The sequence below is a fragment of the Gemmatimonadota bacterium genome (assembly GCA_016712265.1).
GTDB lineage: Bacteria > Gemmatimonadota > Gemmatimonadetes > Gemmatimonadales > Gemmatimonadaceae > RBC101.
The window spans coordinates 1,084,468-1,105,274 of the sequence record JADJRJ010000031.1 but is presented as its reverse complement, the minus strand read 5'-3'; the positions used below and the strand labels follow the sequence as shown (position 1 = coordinate 1,105,274).

The 20,807-nt window shown below is 67.4% G+C and carries 18 protein-coding genes; 9 read left to right on the top strand and 9 right to left on the bottom strand.

Translation table 11 applies throughout. From position 1 onward, the window contains the following. Nucleotides 1-411, bottom strand: coding sequence for a VOC family protein (locus tag IPK85_25650; protein MBK8250749.1), 411 nt, complete (start codon nt 409-411; stop codon nt 1-3). Nucleotides 412-443: 32 nt separating this feature from the next. Further along, nucleotides 444-986 (bottom strand): helix-turn-helix transcriptional regulator, encoded by a 543-nt coding sequence (locus tag IPK85_25645; GenBank protein MBK8250748.1) that lies wholly within the window; start codon nt 984-986, stop codon nt 444-446. Nucleotides 987-1,076: 90 nt separating this feature from the next. Here IPK85_25645 and IPK85_25640 point away from each other — a divergent pair, with 90 nt between their 5' ends. The 7 genes from IPK85_25640 (at nt 1,077) to IPK85_25610 (ending at nt 7,934) form a co-directional block, all read left to right on the top strand. Beyond that, the gene (locus IPK85_25640; GenBank protein ID MBK8250747.1) at nt 1,077-1,424 is read left to right on the top strand and encodes a PadR family transcriptional regulator; all 348 of its coding nucleotides are present in this window, start codon (nt 1,077-1,079) and stop codon (nt 1,422-1,424) included. 7 nt (nt 1,425-1,431) lie between these two features. Continuing rightward, a complete protein-coding gene (locus IPK85_25635; protein ID MBK8250746.1) occupies nt 1,432-4,164 on the top strand; it encodes an ABC transporter permease in 2,733 nt (910 codons plus the stop codon). A gap of 189 nt (nt 4,165-4,353) precedes the next feature. Continuing rightward, a complete protein-coding gene (locus IPK85_25630; GenBank protein MBK8250745.1) occupies nt 4,354-4,560 on the top strand; it encodes a hypothetical protein in 207 nt (68 codons plus the stop codon). Next, on the top strand, nt 4,553-4,813 hold the full coding sequence (locus tag IPK85_25625) for a type II toxin-antitoxin system RelE/ParE family toxin (protein ID MBK8250744.1): 261 nt from the start codon (nt 4,553-4,555) through the stop codon (nt 4,811-4,813). Before IPK85_25630 ends, IPK85_25625 begins: the two co-directional genes overlap by 8 nt. Nucleotides 4,814-4,931: 118 nt before the next feature. Continuing rightward, nucleotides 4,932-5,159 carry an AbrB/MazE/SpoVT family DNA-binding domain-containing protein gene (locus tag IPK85_25620; protein ID MBK8250743.1) on the top strand — a complete coding sequence of 76 codons (228 nt, stop codon included), beginning with the start codon at nt 4,932-4,934 and terminating at the stop codon, nt 5,157-5,159. Nucleotides 5,160-6,822: 1,663 nt separating this feature from the next. Beyond that, nucleotides 6,823-7,605: a carboxypeptidase regulatory-like domain-containing protein gene (locus tag IPK85_25615; protein MBK8250742.1), complete on the top strand. Its 783-nt coding sequence runs from the start codon at nt 6,823-6,825 to the stop codon at nt 7,603-7,605. Between the two features lie 140 nt (nt 7,606-7,745). Continuing rightward, complete coding sequence (locus IPK85_25610) at nt 7,746-7,934, top strand: hypothetical protein (GenBank protein MBK8250741.1); 189 nt, start codon at nt 7,746-7,748, stop codon at nt 7,932-7,934. A 61-nt stretch (nt 7,935-7,995) separates the two neighbouring features. Here IPK85_25610 and IPK85_25605 read toward each other — a convergent pair whose 3' ends face one another. Further along, nucleotides 7,996-8,880 (bottom strand): hypothetical protein, encoded by an 885-nt coding sequence (locus IPK85_25605; GenBank protein ID MBK8250740.1) that lies wholly within the window; start codon nt 8,878-8,880, stop codon nt 7,996-7,998. A 2-nt stretch (nt 8,881-8,882) separates the two neighbouring features. After that, the gene (locus tag IPK85_25600; GenBank protein ID MBK8250739.1) at nt 8,883-9,152 is read right to left on the bottom strand and encodes a DUF2164 family protein; all 270 of its coding nucleotides are present in this window, start codon (nt 9,150-9,152) and stop codon (nt 8,883-8,885) included. 218 nt (nt 9,153-9,370) lie between these two features. Here IPK85_25600 and IPK85_25595 point away from each other — a divergent pair, with 218 nt between their 5' ends. Next, nucleotides 9,371-9,781, top strand: coding sequence for a hypothetical protein (locus tag IPK85_25595; protein ID MBK8250738.1), 411 nt, complete (start codon nt 9,371-9,373; stop codon nt 9,779-9,781). A gap of 58 nt (nt 9,782-9,839) precedes the next feature. On the opposite strand, the gene IPK85_25590 is transcribed toward IPK85_25595, so the two are convergent. The 3 genes from IPK85_25590 to IPK85_25580 form a co-directional block, all read right to left on the bottom strand. Continuing rightward, nucleotides 9,840-10,508, bottom strand: coding sequence for a hypothetical protein (locus IPK85_25590; protein MBK8250737.1), 669 nt, complete (start codon nt 10,506-10,508; stop codon nt 9,840-9,842). Between the two features lie 193 nt (nt 10,509-10,701). Then, on the bottom strand, nt 10,702-11,133 hold the full coding sequence (locus IPK85_25585; GenBank protein MBK8250736.1) for a RagB/SusD family nutrient uptake outer membrane protein: 432 nt from the start codon (nt 11,131-11,133) through the stop codon (nt 10,702-10,704). A 329-nt stretch (nt 11,134-11,462) separates the two neighbouring features. Continuing rightward, complete coding sequence (locus IPK85_25580; GenBank protein MBK8250735.1) at nt 11,463-14,570, bottom strand: SusC/RagA family TonB-linked outer membrane protein; 3,108 nt, start codon at nt 14,568-14,570, stop codon at nt 11,463-11,465. Between the two features lie 255 nt (nt 14,571-14,825). On the opposite strand from IPK85_25580, the gene IPK85_25575 reads away from it, so the two are divergent. Beyond that, nucleotides 14,826-15,608, top strand: a complete 783-nt coding sequence (locus IPK85_25575) for a carboxypeptidase regulatory-like domain-containing protein (GenBank protein ID MBK8250734.1) — start codon at nt 14,826-14,828, stop codon at nt 15,606-15,608. A gap of 70 nt (nt 15,609-15,678) precedes the next feature. Here the strand turns inward: IPK85_25575 and IPK85_25570 are convergent, their stop codons facing one another. Then, nucleotides 15,679-19,335, bottom strand: a complete 3,657-nt coding sequence (locus IPK85_25570) for a VCBS repeat-containing protein (protein MBK8250733.1) — start codon at nt 19,333-19,335, stop codon at nt 15,679-15,681. Then, nucleotides 19,332-20,765, bottom strand: coding sequence for a vanadium-dependent haloperoxidase (locus IPK85_25565; GenBank protein MBK8250732.1), 1,434 nt, complete (start codon nt 20,763-20,765; stop codon nt 19,332-19,334). Before IPK85_25565 ends, IPK85_25570 begins: the two co-directional genes overlap by 4 nt. Between the last annotated feature and the right edge of the window lie 42 nt (nt 20,766-20,807).

Below are 20,807 nucleotides of genomic sequence, written 5' to 3'. Positions count from 1 at the left end.
TCATGCGGACCTCGCCTGGATCATCTTCCAGCCGTTACCCGACGGGTCGCGAAAGCCGGCGTCCACGCTGCCGTACCGACTCACCGGCTCCTGCGTGAACTCAACGCCCCGGTCCCGCAGCTGCGCGTACACGGCACGACAATCACCCACCATCAGGACGAGCGGTGGCATGGCCCCTTTCGCGACAATCTCCCGGACCGTCGCCGCGGTCGCCTCGTCCATCGTTGGCGGCTGGGGCGCGAAGAGGCCGAGCTGGAACGACGGCTGCTCCGGGTGCTGCACAGTCAACCATCGGTAGTCGCCGTTCTTCGCATCCGTGTGGACGCGGAAGCCCAACAGGTCGACGTAGAAACGCAGGGCTTCCTCCTGGTCGCGCACGTACAGGCCGACGACGGCAATGCCTTGGCTCATCTAGATCTCGCGCTGGTTGAGGGAGCCCCATCCTACTGCGTGCCGGCGCGCCGCCGCTTCTCCGAAACTGCGATGATGAGGCCCGGTCGGTGCGCCGCGCTGACAAAGCAATGCGGAACGCGCGTCAGCTCGTGCGCCTCCTCCTGGACGCGCGCTCGGTAGGCGCCGGGACTCTCGCCGACGATGTCGTGGAAAATCCGGCCAAAGGTCCCCAGGCTGCTCCACCCGGTTTCCATCGCGATCTCGGTGATCGACCGGTCCGTGTCCCTCAGGAACGCCGTGGCCCGCTCGATCCGTCGCGTCAGCAAGTACCGATGGGGTGGAAGGCCGAACGCCTCCTTGAAGGACCGGGCGAAGTGCGCCTCCGAGGTTCCACTGACCTGTGCAAGGCGGCGGACCGGCCACGCCTCGTGCGACGCGGCGTCCATGCGGTCCCTCGCCCGCAGGAGGCGGCGCAGCAAGTCAGGATCGGTGCGACGAGCCGGCGGCACGAAATGACGGCGTGGGGACGAAGGCTGACAGCAGTCGTTGACGCGGGGCGGCCCGCGACGGCGACCAATATCGCCCCCCCTCATCCGCCGGGGCAGTGGTGGAACCCGACATAGAACCCGACATGAAACCCGGGTGCCCTTGGTTACGTTCCCCTCTAACACAGAGGGGAACCGATGCTTGATCCAGACGGCGGACTGCTCCGCGGCACACTCGACCTCCTGATCTTGAAGGCCCTGTCCTGGGGCCCGCGCCATGGCTATGCCGTGGCCGAGTGGGTCCGCACGGCGACAGATGAACACCTGCTCGTGGAGGAGGGGCCGCTCTACACCGCCCTCCATCGGCTGGAGAAACAGGGGTGGCTCACCTCCGAGTGGGGATACTCGGAAAACAACCGGAAGGCGCGCTTCTACCAGTTGAGCCGCGCCGGGCGTCAGCAACTCCGCGCCGAGACGACGGCCTGGGAACGGTATGTCGCTTCGGTGACGCGCGCGTTGTCGATGACCGCACCCCGCCCAGCCTAGCTACGGGATGCGCCGCGTCATCGGGATCTCCAGCCGGCGATCGGTCGCCCGTGAGGTGGAAGACGAACTCGCCTTCCATCTCGAGATGCGGACGCACCAGCTGATCGCGGCGGGGCTGTCCCCGTCCGATGCACGCACGCAGGCCCTGCAGGCGTTTGGCGACCTCGACCGGGTGCGCCTGGCCTGCATCACCCACGACCATGAGCGATTGACCACCATGTCCCGCGCCTCCTTCCTCGGCGAACTGCGCCAGGACATCGCCTACGCCCTGCGCACGTTACGGCGCAACGCCGGGTTTGCCACCGTCGTCGTCCTCACGATCGCGTTAGGCATCGGCGCCAATACCGCCATCTTCTCCCTGGTCAACGCGGTCCTCCTGCGCCCGCTCCCCGTTCCCGGGGCCCGGTCGCTGGTCGCGGTTGGCGACCCGGGCATGGTCGGTGCCGTGGCCCATTCGACTGGCCCGCTGGGAGACATGTTTACCTGGGACGGCTATCGCCACCTGGCCAGCAACGCCTCCGCCTTCAGCGGGCTCGCCGCGAGTGGCCGCGCCGATCGGCTCGAGGTGCGGACGGAGTCGTCGCAGGCGGAGCCCGACAGTCCGCGTGGTCGCTTCGTCAGCGCGAGCTACTTCCAGGTCCTGCGCGTGCCCGCCGCACGGGGGCGCACGTTCGATGGCAGCGAAGACCGCAACGTCGGTGGTTCGCCGGTCGTGGTGGTGAGTCACGCCTACTGGACGCGCAAGCTCGCGTCGGACCCTGGAGCGGTCGGCCGCGACCTGCTGATCAATGGGGCCCGCTTCACGATCATCGGGATCACCAGGGAAGGGTTTACCGGCGAGGTGATCGGCCAGTCGGCGGACCTGTGGCTCCCGCTCGGCATGCAGGCCGTCCTGAGTCCGCATCGTCCGTGGATCCAGGAGTCCGACGCCTACTGGCTGCTCCTGCTCGGCCGACTGGCACCGGGGGTGACGATGGCCCAGGCGACGAGCCAGGTCCAGCAGGAAATGAAGTCCTTCTTCACGACCGCCGGCATCGGGAACGCCAAGGACGTGGAGGAAGTGGTCGTCCCGGTGGGGAACGGAGCGCGCGGCTTCTCCCGCGTGCGGGACTCGTTTGGCGGGGCGCTCATCACCATGATGCTCGGCGTCGGCGTTCTGCTCCTGGTGATTTGTGCGAACGTGGCGAACCTCCTCCTCGCCCGGGCGCTCGCCCGCACGCGTGAGATGTCCGTCCGCCTGGCGATTGGCGCCGGGCGGGGACGGCTGGTGCGGCAACTGCTCACCGAAGGCCTGGTCCTGGGGGCGATGGGTGCGCTCGCCGGCCTGGCGCTCGCCCAGTGGGGGAGTCGCGCACTCGTCACCATGGCCAACGACCGCCCGACCCCGATCCCGGTCGACACCCGGCTCGACGGGATGGTCCTCGCCTTCACCATCGGCCTGTCCCTCGTGGCGGCCGTGCTCTTTGGCCTCGCGCCGGCCCTGCGCAGCGCACGCGTGGACCTTGCGTCCGCGTTGCGCGGCAGCGCGCGGTCGATGAGTGGCTCGTTAGGCCAGCGTGCCGGCCGCCTCGCCTCGGGGCATGCGCTTATCGCCGTGCAGGTGGCCCTCTCGCTGGTCCTCCTCACCGGCGCCTCGCTCCTGGTCCGCAGCCTGGACAACCTGATGGACGTGCCGACCGGGCTGGACCGCGATCACCTCGCCATCATCGACGTGGACGCGCGCGCCCGTGGATACGAAGGCGATCGGCTCGAGACCTTCACCCGTGAGGTGACCGCACGCCTGGGGCAGGTTCCGGGGGTCGCCGCCGTCACCTGGTCCGAGAACGGCATCTTCAGCGGCACCGAGGGCGGGGAAAGCTTCCAGGTGCCGGGGTTCACGGCGAAGGCCGAGGACGACACCACGGCCGCTTACGACCTCGTCGGCCCCGGCTACGTCAGCGCGCTCGGTGCGCAGCTGCTTCGCGGTCGTGAGTTCACAGCGGCGGATTTCGCCGGGCCATCCACGGCCGTGATGGTCAACCAGACCTTCGCGCGCTTCTTCTTTGGCGACGCCGACCCCATCGGCCGGACGCTCCAGCTCAACGATTCCAGCACCGTCCAGATCGTCGGCGTAGTGGGCGACATCCGGGACCATGAGCTCGCGGGCGAGGTGCAGCGTCGTTTCTACCTGCCGGCCATCCGGGGCGCGTCCGGCGACCCGACGGCGCTCTCGTTCGAGGTACGCACCGTAGGCGACCCGGCGCGACTTCTCCCGCAGCTCCGCGCCGCCGTCCTCGCGGTGGACCCCCTCCTGCCGATCGAGGAGGCCAGCGCGCTGTCGGTGCTGATGCAACAGTCGGTTGGGGGCGAGCGCCTCCTCGCCCGCCTGGCGAGTGGGTTCGGCCTCCTTGCCCTGCTGCTGGCCTCCATTGGGTTGTACGGGGTGATGTCCTACGCGGTCACACGCCGGACCGGTGAGCTGGGGTTGCGTGCGGCGCTCGGTGCCTCGCGTGGGCAGGTCTTGCGGCAGGTCCTGGCCAGCGCACTTCGGCTGGTGGGACTTGGCGTTGCCATCGGTGTCCCTCTCGCCCTCGGGGCCGCTCAGTTGCTCAAGTCGCAGTTGCACGGCCTGGGGGCCGTGGACCTCCCGTCGCTCTCGATCGCCCTGGCCGTGCTTGGACTCTCGGCAATTGCGGCTGCCGCGGTTCCGGCCCTGCGTGCATCGCGGGTGTCGCCGCTCGTGGCTCTCCAACAGGAGTAGCGGGTTGCGTGGAAGGTGGCTCAGATCACTGCTCCTGAAGTCGACGGTCTGAGCGAATGAACCCGCCCCGGAAAGGGCCGGGGGCGAGTCGGATTGACGTCCGGGCGGCGACTGTGATGGCGCCGCCGGAGCCAGGGCGCGTCAAGGGAGGCATAGGCAACGGCGAGTTCCTCCTATAATGTTCTTGGGATGAAAGCGCTTCGAGGAGTGAAGTACCTGCGCGACGCGAAAGGACAGCGCACCGCGGTCCTCATCGACCTCAGGCGGAATCGCGCGCTGTGGGAGGAGTTTGCCGACGTCGCGATCGCGCGCAGCCGAGCTGACGAGCCAAAAGAGTCGCTGGCCGCGGTACGCGCGCGCCTGACGCGCTCCGGCCGCCTCAAACGGGGTGGCTAAGTACTCGGTTCGATTCGTTCGCTCCGCTCGCAAGGAGCTTGAGGCGCTCCCAGACGCGGCGGTGCAGCGCATATTCCCGCGGATTGAAGCCCTCGCGGATGATCCCCGCCCGGCGGGCTGCAAGAAGCTGCGTGGCGGACACGACCTCTGGCGCCTTCGCGTCGGCAATTTTCGAGTCGTGTACCAGGTGGATGACGGAGTCCTCGTCGTGGAGATCCGCGCGGTGGGCGATCGAAAGGACGTCTACGGATAGGTGCCCGCCGAGACGCGCTCGCGTTAAGATCGCTGGTCGAGGGGCCGTCCCGTCACGTTTACCGGTTTCCCACTCGGATGCTCGGTATTGCACAAGTAGGTAATGCCCGAGAGGCCGGATGAAGGTCTCGGCGAAAGGACAGATCACGATTCCCGTCGCAGTGCGCGAGGCGCTGGGCCTGCTCCCCAACACCACCGTGGAGATCGTGCTCGCTGATGGTTACGCCGTCCTGCGGAAGATGCGGCGGAGTGCGCGGCGCGGGGAAAAGGTGGTCGCACACCTCCGCGGCCGCGGCAGTGTGCCACTTACGACCGAGCAGATCCTGGCCCTCATACGAGGGGAGTAGGTCGTAGCCGCGTACCGGTCGACAGCAACGTACTGCTCGACAGCATGGCCGAAGAGCCAACCTGGTTCGCATGGTCGGCGGCGCCCGTGGCCGTTGTGCCCGCGGCTGAAGTCGCGATCATCAACTCGATGGCATGCGGGTCGCGAGGCGCTTCATGCAAGAAGTCCCCTCGGCCTCGCCGACTGCCTCAACCGCTCTCGCTACGCCAGCGGCAATCCGGTCAGAGTGTCGGACCCGTTTGTGCCGTGCCCGGTCACGCGCCGGTGTTCGGTTCCGTTCGCCGCTGGGACCGCGCAATTGCTCAAGTCCCGGCTGCACGCTCTTGGTGCCCAGGCGCAAGTGGACAAACCTGAACGGCCCGATCGCCCCAGCCGCGCCCGTTGCCTGTCGTTGCGCATCCGTTGAATGCCATTGTGCGACCATTGACCGACGTTCGGCGGAAACTTCCGGCGACGCCGCGCAGATCGCATGACATCGCGCGCGCCGTTCCGGAGGCTCCGCGCGATACGAACCAGGGACTGCGCGATTCACACGTCGCCGTCCCATGATCGCCGGCACCATGGCAGTGCATGAAGGAGCCACGGCGCTCAACGCACACGGCTCTGCGCCGATCGCCGGAGCCACCGCACGGCGTGAACGGGCCCGTGCATGGAATGCACGCCGCACGGCGCGCATTACCCGCGCCAGAGCCGAGAGTGAAGGAACCTCTCCGCACGTTCAATGATGCGCCGCGTGGTTCGCCGGGACCATTGCACAACCTGAAGGGACCGTTGCACCGACTGAAGGTGGCACTGCGCGGTTTGCCGTGACCAGCGCACGCCGTGAACGACCCTCCGCACACATCGCACACGACTCTGCGAGGATCACCGGGACCAGGGCACCGAGTGAAGAGCGCGCTGCGCCAGGCAACCGCGACCGCGCGCCAATCGCCGAGACCGGGGTACCACGCGAAGGGATCGCCGCGCCGATTGAACGCGACGCTACGCGGATCGCCGCAAAAACTGACGAACGCAACGGGGCCATTGCGCGACGTGAAGGCCCCAGTGCGCCGAACGCTCAGGACACTGCGTAGAAAGACGGGAACGTTGCCTGACATGACGGGACCGCTGCGACGAAGAAACATCACACTGCGCCGATCGCCGGGACCAGTGCGCAACGTGAAGGGACCGCTGCGACGAAGAAACATGACACTGCGCGGATCGCCGGGACCAATGCGCAACGTGAAGGGACCGCTGCGACGAATGACGGCGACGGTGCGCGACTCGCCGGGCCCAAGGCACTGCGCGAAGAGACCGCGTCGCGGATTTCCGAGACTTCGCGCTGATGGTCGGGAACACTGCGCCACGTCACGGCAGCGCTGCGACCAATAGACCTGACGCTGCGAAGGTCGACGGGACCAATGCACGAGGTAAACGGACCGCTGCGTCGCACGACATTGGCAGTGCGCGGTTCGCTGGCAGCACCGCACTCCGAAAGGGATCGCCGTACTGATGACACGCGACTCCCCTCGACTCACCGGGTGCAATGCACCACTTGAAGTAAGCCCTGCGCCTCCGATGTGCGTCCGTGACGGCACCACACCCGTTGCCGAGGCCGGCGACGGCACCGCGCTGCGGTCGGCGCGTTACATTCAACAGGCAGGCGCTCCCGATAACCGCCTCGTATGTCCGTGCGTCCCGCAGTGCTCGCCCTTGCCGTCCTGGCCGCAACTGTCCGCGGCCAGGACGTGCGCGGCGTGGTGTTGGACGATGCCACGCACACCGCGATCGCCGACGCGGAGGTGATCATCAACGGAGGCGCGGCCTCCACCCGCACGAGCGCGACCGGCGCCTTCGCCTTTCGCGTCCCAATGAACGGGCCCCATGTCCTGACCATCCGCCGACCGGGCTTTCGCTCCCTCACAACCGAGGCGCCGGTCACCGCCGAGGTGGTTGAGTACGCTCTTGAGCGGGTACCGACGATGTTGGAGGAGGTCGCCGTCCGTGACTCGGCGGTCGATCCCCTCGCGCGCGGCAAGCTGTACGACTTCTACCAACGCAGGAAGATGGGGATCGGCACCTTTCTCCTCCGCGGCGTCTTTGACGACGCGCGGAGCCCGCGCACGGCCGAGATCCTCGGGCAACGGGTCCCGGGCCTGCGGGTTGTCTCCAGCCCATGCGGGCTGCAAGCCTTCATTGCGACGACCCGCTTCAGCGGGTCATTGACCCGGACCAGTCAAACACAGGTCTGCGGTCGCGGGCTCTCTCCAGCGATCTGCCTGGTGAACGTGCTGCTGGACGGGATCATGGTGTTCAATGGCGCTCCCGGTCAGCCGGCGTTTGACGTGAACTCGCTCCAACCGGGCGAGATCGCGGCCGTCGAGTATTACGGAGGCCCAAGCCGCGTCCCCGCCGGCCTCAACGCCACCTCGGGCGCCTGCGGACTGATCGGCATCTGGACTCGTTAGGCCCCCCGCCTGGCGCGCCTCCCGTCCGATGCTCCTGCGCCGCGACTCCACATCCCCCCGGACCTGACTAGGTTGCGGAGTGCGCCCGGAGCGTCCGGAACCGCGCGACCGCTTGACTCCCCGCGACCCGAGTGACCCCGGTGGCCCGCACCCCCAATTACGGCTTCGAAAAACGTCGGAAGGAACAGGAACGCAAGGCCAAGAAGGAGGCCAAGGCCCGTCGACGGGCCGAGGAAGGCGCCTCAGACGAGACCGCGCCCCAGGACGATGCGACCGGCGAGCCGCCTGCCGCAGGGAACGACGGTACCGAGACACCCGCCACCCAGTAGCGGCCCTGCTGGGAGGTCGCGGCGGGCCCACTTCCTCCCGGGGTCGCAGCACCAACAAGCGCTATCCGCCACCGGGCACAGGCCGCATTCTCGAGAACGGAAAACCGTTGCACCCCGTGCGTGGCGACGCGCGATCGGCCGATGCGGTCTCCCGGGCTGCCTCACGGGTGCGCGCTCGATAGGCCGTAAGGCAGAATCCCCAGCGGTACGGCTCCATCCCCGGCAGCATCACCCAATCGACTCGGGTCCATTTTCCGGCATCAGCGACGTTCGCGCTGTCGTTCCGCGCCACGAAGAACTGGGCGCCCGGGTGCCACTCCTCGATGTGGTACGTGTTGCCGGGACGCTGGAGGAACCGAGACGGCGACAGGCTGAAGGTGTTGCCGTAGTCATCGACGAAGTCGCCCAGCACATCCGGCGGCGGCGTGCTGTCCCCCGGGGCGAGGGCGACCACCCGAAGCCGCACGATCTGCTGCGCGGACCGCGGCGGACGACCGTCACTGGGCACGAGGAGCTTGAACGGTCCCTCGCCGGCGTCCAGCGGACCGTCGACCCGTTCGTACGCGAGCCAGGCGCGCGTCGGCCCGAGTCCTGGCTCGAGTTCCGCCGCGGAGAACGCCACCACGTACCCGTCGCGCGCTTCGGCGAGGATGACCCATCCGCGCCGCCCGATCCGCATGGAGTCCAGCGGGGCACCGGCCGACCGCAGGATCTCGGCGAGGGTCACGGCCCGATACACTCGCGCTGGTCGACCGTGCGGCGCCCAGCGCACGGTGTCCGCCGACAGCCGCTTGAGGTCGGCGCGGGTGAAGGCAACGGCGGACGCGGGGGCAGCACGCGCCACCGTCAGGGTGTCGCCCTGAGCCCCCGCAACACCGGCGGTGAGGGATATGCCGAACACAAGCATCGCGCCTCGGGCCGCGGCGCCTTGGACCAGTCGGCGCATGCCTAACGCCTCCGCCGCGCCGTGACCGGGAACTCCGCGCGGTGCAAGGCCGCGTCAAGGTCAGCGGCGCGCTCTTCGACAAAGGTGCGGGCGTGCTGCAGTGTCTGGTTGTGGATCGCTGGTCCGATGTCCACGAGGATGTGATCGAGCAGCAGGACGGCCTGCAGCTCGGTCAGTTCCTCGTCCAGGTGCTGCGAGGCAAACTCGCGAAGGGAGTTGAGTGCCAGCTTGCGCGCGTCGTCGGGCAGGGTGAGTTCGACGTGTTTGGCCATGGAGTCCGGGGGTCTGGTCGCTGCGCGGGCACACGGCGGCGCCGGCGCGCGCACGAAGGTCGGCGATCCGGAAGCTAACGTGCCGACCTCGGCCGTTTCGTCCCGGAAGGTGGCGAGTGGGTCCGAGGCAGCCGTGATGCAAGTCCTTGCGGATCCCCCTGGCGCAATGCCTCTTCCCTTCCCGGCCGGGTGGTCCGAGCCGGGACACCATCCCGACCGTGCGCCGCTGGACCCTCCTCGTCGTTTCGCACGACAGCGAAGCCCCGCAGAGTTTTCCGGTGACGGAGCGCGCGCTCCGCGCTGCGGGAATCGGCGCGGTCGCCGTGCTGCTCGTCGCCATGGTTGGGGTCGGCACCATCATCGCGCGCCTCGGCCGCCTTGGAGGACCGCCGGCCCCCGCCTTGGCGGCGGAGCGCCCTGCGCCCCCCAACCCCAGCGTTATTCGCCTGGAGGGGCGCGTGGACACCCTGCGCGCCGTCGTGGACTCGATCTCCGCGCTCGATGACTCCCTGGCGCGCGTGACGGCCTCGACCGACTCGTTGCTGGACCGGGCCCGCACCGTGAACGCGCGCATGCTCAGCCTGGACAGCGCAGCGCGGCGTACCGCTCAGCGGCGAGCTGCGCCGTAAATGCGAAGGGCGCCGGCTTTCGCCGACGCCCTCGCAACACTCATCTAGCGGTCGTGCATCACGGAGGCGTCGGGGACGCCGCCGGGTTGGTGCCGCCCCAGGTGTACAGGGCCTGACCGAGCACGCCAAGCTCACGGGCCGGCACCGGCATTTCGCGCGGCGTCCCCGGCAGGAGCCCGTCGATGCGGCGACGGTTGTAATACGGCAGTGAAGAAATACCCATCAATTCGATTTCCTGCTCGTACTGCAGCTTCGTGAGGAGCTGCGCCTGCGACTCGGAGGCCAGCGCGGCGGGCAGGCCGCCACGACCAACGCGGGTCCGGTTGATCAAGGTCACGGCGTTGGCGGTGCTCCCCGAGGAACGCAGGAGTGCCTCCGCCCACAACAGGTCGTTCAGTGTGGCCGTGAGCACGGGCGCAGGGCCAAAGCCGCCGTAAATACCGGTCGGATCCTGATTGCCGGACAGGTCGTACCGCATGTGACCGATGTTCGACTGGTGATACGACCCACGATCCGGGCGGAACGGCGCAATGCCGGACCACGCGAAATCGGAGCCGCCATCATCGGTGCGCGGGTTGGTTCCGAAACCACCGTCGACGAGGGTCTCGTCGCCGAAGGAGCCGTCACCGAGCCGCTTGTCCGGCGAATTGGGCGGTGGGTTGCCCGTCGACGGCCACGGATGACGCTGGGTCGCCGGGTCCAGCATGTTGGCGACCCGGGTGTGCACGCGCCCGCCGTCGATGCCGTCGAACCACAGGAGCAGCTCATTGCACCAGGACGAGCATCCGTCCCCGGTGAAGACGAAATCGAAGCTCGCGCCCGCATTGGTGAGGACGACATGCCATTCGTCGCAAAGGTCGCGACCTGTCCCCAGTTCACCGCCGCGTTCTCCGCCGCATTCCGCGGATACATCGCCAGGGTCATCGCGGCCGCTGTGTTGGCGATGCGCTGGATCTGCAAGTTGGAGTACGAACGTCCGTTGGTCCAACCTGCCGGCGTCGTGAACGTGTTGGCGCCAGCGTCGCCGCCGCCTGCAGCTTGGCGACTGCGGCATCGCGCAACTGCTTTCGCGTCGAGTACTGCAGGTTCGCCAGGTCGCTGCTCTCATCGACGACATACCCCTTGTCGTAGTTGAGGGCGATCATCGACGTCGTGAGCCCCTGCATCAGGGTGGCGATCGTCTCGGCGCGCTTGGTGTCGCTCGCGTTGTTGATCACCTTGCCGCCCTTGATGGCCGTGAGCACGTCGTTCGCCGAAGACAGGGCGGAGTACATCCCGGTCCACAACCACTCGATTGACGTGCGCCCTGCTGCGGCGGGGTCGTTCTGCCAGGAACGGAGTTCCGGTTCCACGCGGCCGGTCCGGCATCTGGATTATCGATGCCGGAGTAGAAGTTCATGTTGAAGTTGTTCCACGAGGACGAGAAGGACTGCGCCTGCGTGGTGAGCACGCCGGCGGACTCCATCCCGGTGTACCGGTTGAACCAGGTGCGGAGGGTACCACCGGCAAGTGCCTCGAGAGCGCTCGGGTCGCTGAGCGCGCGCGTGGCGTCCGGTTCGTTCGGGTTCTCGATGTCGAGCGACTTGCACGCTCCCAGCGCAAACAGCGCCAGGACGGCCGTGGCCCGCATCAGTTTCGCATGCATCATAAACTGCGATCTCCTGAGTCTGGGGAAGCGGCCTTAGTAGCCGAGTTCGAGCATGAACGTGAAGGTGCGGAAGGGAGGATACGTGAAGTAGTCCACCCGGTAGCCAAACGGGTTACCGCCACCGGGGCCGGAGACGTCCGGGTCATAACCGGTGTAGTCCGACTTGGTCCACAGGTTGCGCCCCACGACGCCGATGCGCGTGTTGCTCAACCCACCGAGGCCGAACTTGCTCATTAACGACTTCGGCACCGCATAGTTGACGGCCAGCTCACGAAGACGCAGGTACGAGCCGTTTTCGACGAAGTACTCGTTCGCGTCGAAGTTGTTGTAGAACGTCGAGTAGTACGTGGTCGGCTTCTTCTCGGCGTCCGCCTTGCCGCGCTGGTCGATCGCGACATCGCGGAACTCGTTGAACGGCCACTGCCGGGTGTAGTTGTAGATGTTGCCACCCTGCACCCAGTTGAACTGCGCGGAGAGGTTCAACCCCTTCCACTGCAGGTTGGAGCCGAAGCCCAGGTTGAAGTCCGGGTTGACGTCACCGATCTCGGTGAGCGCCTCGCCATTCTCCGCGTAGTACTTGAGCGGGACCTCGTTGACGGTCCGGTGCTCCGACTTCCGCACCATGTAGCCTTCCGAGTTCAGCTCGTAGTCCGCGGCCGAACCGGTGAGGCGACCCGACTTGATCGTCGTGGCCAGCTCCTCCGCGCTCTTGATCCACTTGGAGCCGTAGATGACGCCGAACTTCTGGCCCTTCGCGATGCGGAAGATGCGGGTGTTGCCATCGTTGGCATCCGGGCCAGCCAGGAACGGACCGACGCTGAGGTCGGTGATCGTCTGGCGGGTGCGGTCACCCACGACGTTGACACGCCAGAAGAAGTCGTTCGTCGACGCCAGCACCGCATTGAGTGCGATTTCGTGCGTGTACCCCGAGAGCTCACCCGCGTTCAGCCACTGGTTGCGATATCCCGTCGCGGCCGACACCGGCACGTTGAGGATCTGGTCGCTGGTGACCTTGTCCGAGTACGAGTACTCGAGGGTGTAGTTCTTGAGGAAGTTCATGTTGAACCCGTACTCGACCTCCTTCGAGAGCGCCGGGCGCAGGTTCCGGTTACCGAGGGTCACCTTGGACGGCGTGCCGCCGGCCACCGAGAAGACTTCGTATTGCGCGTTGAACACGGGGCGCAGGCCGGCCGTCCCGTAGGAGGCGCGCAGCTTGAATTCATCGACGCCCGGGACCTTGAAGTCCTCCGAGAGACGCCACACACCCGAGACGCGGAAGTAGTTCTGCTCGCGCTGGTCGGGGCCGAACAGGGACGACTCATCGCGGCGCACGAGCCCGTCGATGATGTACTTGTCCTTGATGTCGAGCGTGGTCACCGCGAAGTAGTTCTGGTTACGGATGATCTCCGTACCGGACCCCGGGGTGATCGGGAAGCTGGGGTCACGCGAAGCCGCCGTGAACTCCGTCACCCGCGGAACGGTGAGGGCCGACGCATTGACCGAGATGTTGGCGTTGGTCTGGTCTTCCTGGACCCAGGCCAGCTTCGTCGTGTTGGCCAGCCAGCTGAACAGCTGCTTCTGGGCCGTCACGGTCGCGCCGATGTTCATCGAGCGCAGGTTGGTCACCTGCGAGAAGAGCGATCCCTTGTCCGACGTGCCGGCCGAGTTGAGGAAGCCCGTCGGGCGGAACGCCTTGTAGTTCTCGCCGGACTGGTCGTAGTTCACGTTGCCTTCTGCCGTCAGCCAGATCGCCGGGCGATACCGCGCCTTGAACGTCCCGGTAAAGCGGTCACGCGCCTGCTTGGTGTCGGCGTTGTACAGGCGGTACAGCGGGTTCGACAAGTTGCCCGATGCGGGTGGCTGCCGGATGTTCGCATTGTACGGCGAGCCATCCTTGTTCTTCGCGGTCAGGTCGATGTTCGGCTCGAGGAAGCGCAGACCGAAGAAGATGTCGGCGGAACCCTCCGCCTGATCCGCATTTGAACGACCATAAAACGCGCCCACCTGGTAGTCCAGCTTGTCGCTGAGCGACTGATCCAGGTTCATGCGGAAGTTCTGGCGGCTGAACCCGTTGAGCAGCTCGAGTACGCCGGTTTCCTTCTGGTTCTGGAACGAGACGTTGTAGTTCAGGTTGCCGCGACGCTGCCCGATCGACGCGTAGTTCGTCATGAACGTGCCGGGCTTGAACACCTGGCCCAGCTGGTCGTAGGTGACCGGATAGTTGTTGTCCGAAATGCGGTCGGCTTCCGGCACGCGATTGCCGTTGGCGTCCGTGAAGAACGAACCGTCCGCGTTCAGGCGGTAGTTGTGCGACATGTTGTTCGGGATCGTGCGACGCAGGTCGCTGCGACCCATCTCGTTCCGGAAGATGACGTTGGTCTGTCCTTCCGCGAGGTTGCCGCCACGCTTCGTGAAGATCTGGACGACGCCGTTGGCCGCGTCCGATCCGTAGAGCGACGAGGCCGCCGCGCCCTTGATGACCTCGACACGCTCGATGTCTTCCGAGTTGATGTCGGCCAGGCCGAGGCGGGTGATCGTCCCGTCCACGATGATGAGCGGATCCTGGCGGCCGGTGAGGCTCGTCGCCGAACGGAGGCGGATCGAGGGCTCTTCACCCGGCTGCGCGCTCGTCGTCTGGACGCTCGCGCCAGCGATCTTGCCGCTGAGCGAAGCGACCGGCGACGTCTGCGGGGTGTCCTTGATGGCGCTGTTGTCAACGACGGCGACCGAGAAGGCCGTCTTCGTCTGCGACGTCGCGTCAGACACACCCGTCACGACGACCTGCTCAAGGGAGAGCACGTCGCGCTCGAGTTCGTAGTCCTTCTCAACGCGACCCGCCGTCAAGGTGATCGGCATGCGCTTCGGCTTGTAGCCGATGTAGCGGACCACCAGGTTCACCTGGCGACCGGATGCACGTGCCACGTCGATCGTGAAGGTGTACCGACCATCCACGGACGTGATCGAACCTACGCCGAGTTCCGGGATGCCGACGCTCGCACCGCCAAGCGGACCACCGCCGGCAGACGACGTCACGCGTCCCGAGAACACGGCGTTCTGTGCCTGCGCCGCGCTGGCGACCAACAGCATTGCTGCCGCTGTGCCGAGCGCCGCGAGGCCTCGCCGGACCAAACTACGCTTCATACAGCCTCTCCACGTTGGGGTGTGTGGGGGTGGACCTCGCCGCCAAAACAACGCCACAACACTTCGCGATTCCTTCGCGAAGCTGATGCGAATCTGTTAAGGACGGTCTGGGCCCGGGCAAAATGTGCCCGACGGGCGTAACGCGCAATGCTGGGGGATGGACCGAGCACGGTTCGTCCCAACCCGCTGTCCCGAATCTCCCAGCGGGGGTATATACGTGGCGTCCTCCCAAGCCCCCACATGCACACGCGAGGCATGTTTATGCGTCCCGCGACACTCTGCTCGTTCGTGCTCACGGCCGCCTCACCTCTCTGGCTCAGCGGCGAGGCGGGCGCGCAGAAGGGGTCGGCCCAGATGTTCGGCTCTGTGGTGGATCGGATGACGCAGGGGCCGATCCCCAACGCCCGCATCATCCACGGGGGCGACGGACGGGTCATCATCGCCGACTCGCTCGGCTTCTACCAGTTTCCCGAACTCAAAGCGGGGATCGTCCGGTTCAGTGTGCGCGCCGTCGGTTATCCAACTGTAACGTTCACCGTCGCCCTGACAAACGGCGAGCGGATGGAACGGGACATCGAACTCGATGCCCCCAAAGCGGGGGATAGCACCCAGGCCGCCCAAACCCTCGCCGGTGTGGAGGTTGAGGCACCCGCCCCCCTCGGCCGGCGCTTCGCCGACTTCGAGCGCCGAAAGGCCATGGGGCGCGGACACTACCTCACCCGCACCCAGATCGAGACCCTCGGCGCGAACAACCTCCAGGATGCGCTCCGCGGGCTGCGAGGGGTCGCGGTCGAATGCTCCGGCGGGACAGGCTGCTACATCCGCATGGTGCGGGCCCCCATGCGCTGCCTCCCCGAATACATCGTGGACGAACGGGTGGACAACGAGTTTGGTCCCTACGTGGCCGTGCGAGACATCGAGGCGCTTGAGGTCTACACTGGGCCGTCCGACGTGCCCGGCGAGTTTGCGGGCCGCAACTCGGGGTGCGGAGTGGTGGTGATCTGGACCAAGTCGGGGCCGCCGAGGAAGAAGGGCTAGCGGCGGGCAGGCGGAAGATCGATGGGTTGCGGTGTTGAGCGATTTGCGTAAACACCAACCTTGGGGACGCCTACCGCTTCACCCTGATCGTGCCGGGGCCGGCAATCGGTACCACCTGTTCCACCCCACCGGGCCACCTGACCCAGAGTGAGTCGGCGCCGGCGGGAAGGGCCATCACGGTGACGGGGCTGTCGCTGGACCACGGCCCCGTGCCGGCGCGCACCTCGCGCACCGGGCCGCGTGACGCCCCACGTATCACGCGCAACTGCGCCCCCACTCCTCGGGGATTCGCTGGTGTGCCTTCGAGTACCACCCGGAGTCCGGGGGCGGCGCCAACATTCCGGAACAACCTGGTGCGCCACCCGTTCTGGCCCACGGCGAGATCGGGTCGACCGTCGCCGTCGTAGTCCGCAGTCGCGGCCCCACGCTGGTCGCCTAACGCGGAGATCCCGGCGTCGCGGACCGAGAGGGCGCGGAACCCGCCGGTCCCGTCGCCGAGCAGGATCAGTCCGGCGCCGGCGTCCTGTCGCAGGGCGTCGATTTCGGTGGGATAGAAGTTCTGGGCGAGGTACAGGTCCTCGCGTCCATCCCCGTCGAAGTCGGCGACGACGGGACCAAAGGACGGCGCAACCTGCGCCGCCCGGGGAAGCGGCCGCGCCTCGAAAGCCGTTCCCCGATTCAGGAACAGCGTGTGATCAAAGGTCGTGGCGCCCACGCGGATCGCCTGCGCCGCCGCGTCGCCAAGGACGTCGGCGACGGTGGCCGATGCGTACGCGGCGTACGATCCGATCCCCTCGCGCACGCTGGACAACGCGACCCCGAGCCGCGCGCGTGACTCGAGTGGCATCGTGCGCCCGCTCGCGGAATCACGCTGGGCGAACACCAACCCGATCGTGCTGTCGACACGGGCCACGTGCAGTTCCACCGGCCGCTCGGAAGTCGCGTGCCACGGGAGGTTACGACCCCAACTCGTCGCAACAAGATCGAGCCGCCCATCGCCATCGAAATCGCCGGCCGTGACCCCCATCCAGCGCGAACTGATCCCGCTGAGCCCGAGCCGCGACGTGGCGTCGGTCAGGCGACCGCCCTCATTCAGCAGAACGCGCACTGGGCCCCACTCACTAGCCACCACGAGGTCCGGCGCACCATTCCCATCGAGGTCGGCGAAGGTCGCCCCCGTCACCAGCCCCAAGGCGGACAACACCTGCGCGTTCACACGATCCTCGGAAAACGAGCCATCTGGCTGCGCGAGCCAGAGGTGCGATGCCGCTGGGAGTGGCCATCGACCGGGAACGACCCGCACCCCAACGAAGATGTCCGGCCGCCCATCGCCGTTAACGTCGCCGACAGCAATCGGCCCACTCGCTGAGGAATCCGGCCCGACAACTTCCGTCCACGCCAGGCCACCCGCGCCCGGTGCCGCCCAGCGCAGCGCGGCACCACGCTCGGCAGGGGCACTCGACTCATAGCTGGAGACCGCGCTGATCACGCCCGCGCGCCCATCGCGAGCCATCACCGCAAGACCACCCTGATCGCCGGGAAGAACCGCACCCCCTGGCCAGTTTACGAAGTCCCGCCCGGTGTTGCGGAGCACGCCCATCGCCTGGCCGCGCCCCGCCCCGACCACGAGGTCATCGCGGCCATCCCCGTCGAGGTCGCCCCAGGCAATGCCGGGCCCAAACTGCGAGAAGCGATTGGGGAGCAGCGGTTGCCGCGTGAAGTCGTCGAACCGCGACTCGAGGTGCTGATGACCACCGAGCAGTGCCGTCGCATCGGCAAACAATGCCACGGGAGTGGCGATCGACGTGTCCCTCACCGCGTCGCCGGTCGGCTCCTCGACTTCCACCAGGGTGTTCGCGCGCACCGTCACCTCGCTCCAGCGCCCGCTGCGCCATCGCACGATGAGGTGTCCCGTGGTGTCCGCCGTAGCAGCAAAGACGAGCTGCGCGTCGCTCCCGGAGAGGTAGTAGCCGCCCCGGGTCATTTCCCGTGACTGGTTCGGCAGACCACCAAATCGCACCTCGACGCGAGCACCGATCCCGTCGGGGTTTGGTGTCCGGCCCTTCAGCTGGACCGCCAACCGGGGCTCCCCCCCTTCATTGCGATAGAGGCGTGGGGCGTCGTTGAGTCGCGTGACCAGCGGGTCCAGGTCCCCGTCGCCGTCAAAATCCGCCAGGGCGATCCCATGAGACACCGCGGAGTCCCCAGCAAATCCCCACGCCCGGCTCGCGTCGGCAAAGGTCCCATCGCCCGCGTTGCGAAAAGCGACGTTAGGCACCGCGAGTCGCGGGAACTCGCCTTGTTCCCGGTTCCACGGGACCCGCGGGAAAGCGTTGCGGATCCGGTCGAAGGTGTCGGCGTCGCGGACGTCCCAGTGGTGCCCGGCGGCGAGCAGCAGGTCCTCGTACCCGTCGAGATCCACGTCCACAAAGGCGGAGCCCCACGTCCAGTCCGACGCCGCCACCCCGGCGAAATCCGCGACCTGCGCCCACGTCCCGTCCCCGCGCGAGACCTGCAGGGCATTGCGCATCCACTGCGCCCGGTCTGGCGACTCGCCGATCACCTTGGGGAGCGGCGTATGCGTCGGCACCTGGCGCTGGCGGGCGGCGAGCGTCGGGCTCTGCATGTCGGCCGTGAAGAGATCGACGTGCCCGTCGCGGTTGACGTCCCCGAAGTCCACGGACATGCACGTGTTGCTCGTCGCGCGGATCGCGAGGCGCGGCACCAGGCGGAAGTTGCCGCGGCCGTCGTTCAGCCAGAACTGGTCGGGATCTTCGAAGTCGTTGCAGACATACAGGTCGGGGGCGCCGTCACCATTGACGTCGTAGAACCTGGCGGCCAATGAGAAGTAGTCGGGGGCTTCAGTCAGCGGGCGGCCGTCCTCATCGCGCCATCGGTCCCCAATCACCGACTGCCGCACGAAGTGCCCGGTCCCGTCGTTCAGGTAGAACAGGTCCTCCTCGGCGCGCTGGAACCGCACGATGCCGCCGAGGTCCGGACGGTCCTCGATGCGGTAGTCGCGCTGCCACGCCGGCACGACCTCATAGCGATCCCCGACCTTCTTCACGACCTGGTCAAAGGCCCGGGCCTGCGGCGGGACGGCGTCGAGGGTGTTGCGGACCTTGTAGGTCGCCACGTAGAGGTCGAGGTCACCGTCCCCATCGACATCCGCGAGGGTGAGGGTCGTGGCGGCGTACCCACTATCGAGCCCGCTCGCCGGGGTCACGTCGGTGAAGTGCCCCTGGCCGTCGTTGCGATGGAGGGTGATCGGTCCGCCTAACGACCCGACGAGGAGGTCGGGGTCGCCGTCGCCATCGACATCGGCAAAGGTCGCGCCCATCGTCGCGCGACCTTGGAGATGGATTCCACTGGCCGCCGTAACATCCTCAAACCGCAGCGATCCGCGATTGCGGTACAGCGCCGCCGGTTGCTCGACGGACGGCAGGAACAGGTCGGGGAGGCCATCCCCGTCCACGTCGGCGATTGCCGCCCCCGCCCCAAGCAGCAAGTGCCGGTTGGCCAGGGCGCGTTCGTCGGTGATGGTGTTCGCGTGCGTGAGTCCGGTGGTGCCGGGGCCGAGCATGGTGAACCCCGCGCCCTTCCCGCGCACATCCAGCGCCCGCCACCGATGTCCCGGTTCGCGGTGCCACGACGCATCGACCGCAGGCGTGCAGGCCGTCAGCGCTCCCGCGAGCGCCAGCAGCCATCCGCCCCGCGCACCGGTCACGAGGTGGACCGGGTCTTGAGACGCGACATCACCCGATCGCCGATGCACACCCCCTGCACGACGCCGTCGACCACGGCGGGGAGGTAGTGCACCCCCGCGTAAATGCGCGACACTGCGACCTCGTTTAACGCCGCCGTGAAGTTGGCAAAGGGCCTCGGTGGGTGTCCGACGTCCACCTGGGTCGAATCGACGAACGCCACGGTGTCACCGACGATCGCCTTGAGCACTTGCACGGCCGCGGCGGACTGGACCGAATGCCCCGACGTGTACTCAGGAAATGGTGGCGTGGGAATCACCGTGGCGAACTTGGGATCAATGACCCGCTGCATCCAGGCCACCGGCCGGACCACGAGCGACCGGTACTTCTCTTTCCAGCACCCAATAAAGGCGTCGGCAATGGCGATCGAGGTGAGCGCATAGAGCTCGGCCGCTGCGGCCGCCGTCAGGTCGCGCCGCGCGATCATCTGGTTTACGACGCTGATCCAATGAAAGCTTGGCGTACCCGTCGCCACGGGGTTGTCCGCCCAGAACAACGCGATGTTGCGCCGCGTGGAGTCCAGCACCGCCATCGAGTCGGCGAACTCGCGCCCCATCTGGTAGAACGGCGTGCCCGGTTTCTCGCTGTAGGTCGGCGGGGGTGGCGCCGCGCACTCGTCCCCGTCGCGAATGACGAACGGGCGCAGGGTGCCCCAGAGCGGCTCCGTGGGTCGCACCGGGTTGAAGGTGGGCAGGGTCGTACCGGCTGCGTTCTTCGGGCGGTTGGTCAGGACGAAACGTTCCCCTGCGCGCTCGAGGTCCATCGCGACTCCCGGGTTGGCGGGCATGACGATGTCCGTCTCCCCGGAGAGCTGGATCGGCACCAGCTGGTCTGGCGTCGAGGTATTCTGCCAGCGGTCGCGACCGCCCGGGGCATCCCAGGTGCGCGCTCGACTCTCGAAGAAGCCATCGCTCGCCGCCCACCCCAACAAGGCGGCGGCGAGCACCGCTCCATGTTGTTCCGAGGTGGCGCGTACCGCCTCGCTCACACCAGCCGCCACTCGTGCCGCAACCTGCGCCGCGCCGAGGGAGTCGACGGTGCGGCGCGTCGCCGCGAACCCATCGCGAAAGAGCGAGTCCATCACCAGGCGCTCCGCGACTGCCGCGACAATCGCTCCATCCACCGGATCCGTCGGCACTGGCGGAGCAGTCCAGCCATTCAGCTGACCGCCCAGCGAGCGCAGACCGCTCGCCGGATCTGCCGCGTAGCCCTCGTAGATCGCCAGCGACGCATACGCCGAGATCCGCGAGGCCACGGGCGGCCCAAGTCGTTCACTCCGCACGAACGACAGCGAGGAGCGGAGCCACTGGGCAACGAGCTGCGGGTCGGCGGGTGGCGCGCCCCGATCGCAGGCGCTGAGCCACGCGAGCAGGAGAAGGGAAAGTCGGCGCATAGGGAGGAGTGGGGACCCGAGTATCTTACCGCCCTCCCGGAC

Bases quoted from the DNA above. Each gene is read 5' to 3' on its own strand.
- IPK85_25650 (MBK8250749.1), bottom strand. From the start codon at position 411: ATGAGCCAAGGCATTGCCGTCGTCGGCCTGTACGTGCGCGACCAGGAG.
- IPK85_25645 (MBK8250748.1), bottom strand. From the start codon at position 986: ATGAGGGGGGGCGATATTGGTCGCCGTCGCGGGCCGCCCCGCGTCAAC.
- IPK85_25640 (MBK8250747.1), top strand. From the start codon at position 1,077: ATGCTTGATCCAGACGGCGGACTGCTCCGCGGCACACTCGACCTCCTG.
- IPK85_25635 (MBK8250746.1), top strand. From the start codon at position 1,432: ATGCGCCGCGTCATCGGGATCTCCAGCCGGCGATCGGTCGCCCGTGAG.
- IPK85_25630 (MBK8250745.1), top strand. From the start codon at position 4,354: ATGAAAGCGCTTCGAGGAGTGAAGTACCTGCGCGACGCGAAAGGACAG.
- IPK85_25620 (MBK8250743.1), top strand. From the start codon at position 4,932: ATGAAGGTCTCGGCGAAAGGACAGATCACGATTCCCGTCGCAGTGCGC.
- IPK85_25615 (MBK8250742.1), top strand. From the start codon at position 6,823: ATGTCCGTGCGTCCCGCAGTGCTCGCCCTTGCCGTCCTGGCCGCAACT.
- IPK85_25605 (MBK8250740.1), bottom strand. From the start codon at position 8,880: ATGCGCCGACTGGTCCAAGGCGCCGCGGCCCGAGGCGCGATGCTTGTG.
- IPK85_25600 (MBK8250739.1), bottom strand. From the start codon at position 9,152: ATGGCCAAACACGTCGAACTCACCCTGCCCGACGACGCGCGCAAGCTG.
- IPK85_25580 (MBK8250735.1), bottom strand. From the start codon at position 14,570: ATGAAGCGTAGTTTGGTCCGGCGAGGCCTCGCGGCGCTCGGCACAGCG.
- IPK85_25575 (MBK8250734.1), top strand. From the start codon at position 14,826: ATGTTTATGCGTCCCGCGACACTCTGCTCGTTCGTGCTCACGGCCGCC.
- IPK85_25565 (MBK8250732.1), bottom strand. From the start codon at position 20,765: ATGCGCCGACTTTCCCTTCTCCTGCTCGCGTGGCTCAGCGCCTGCGAT.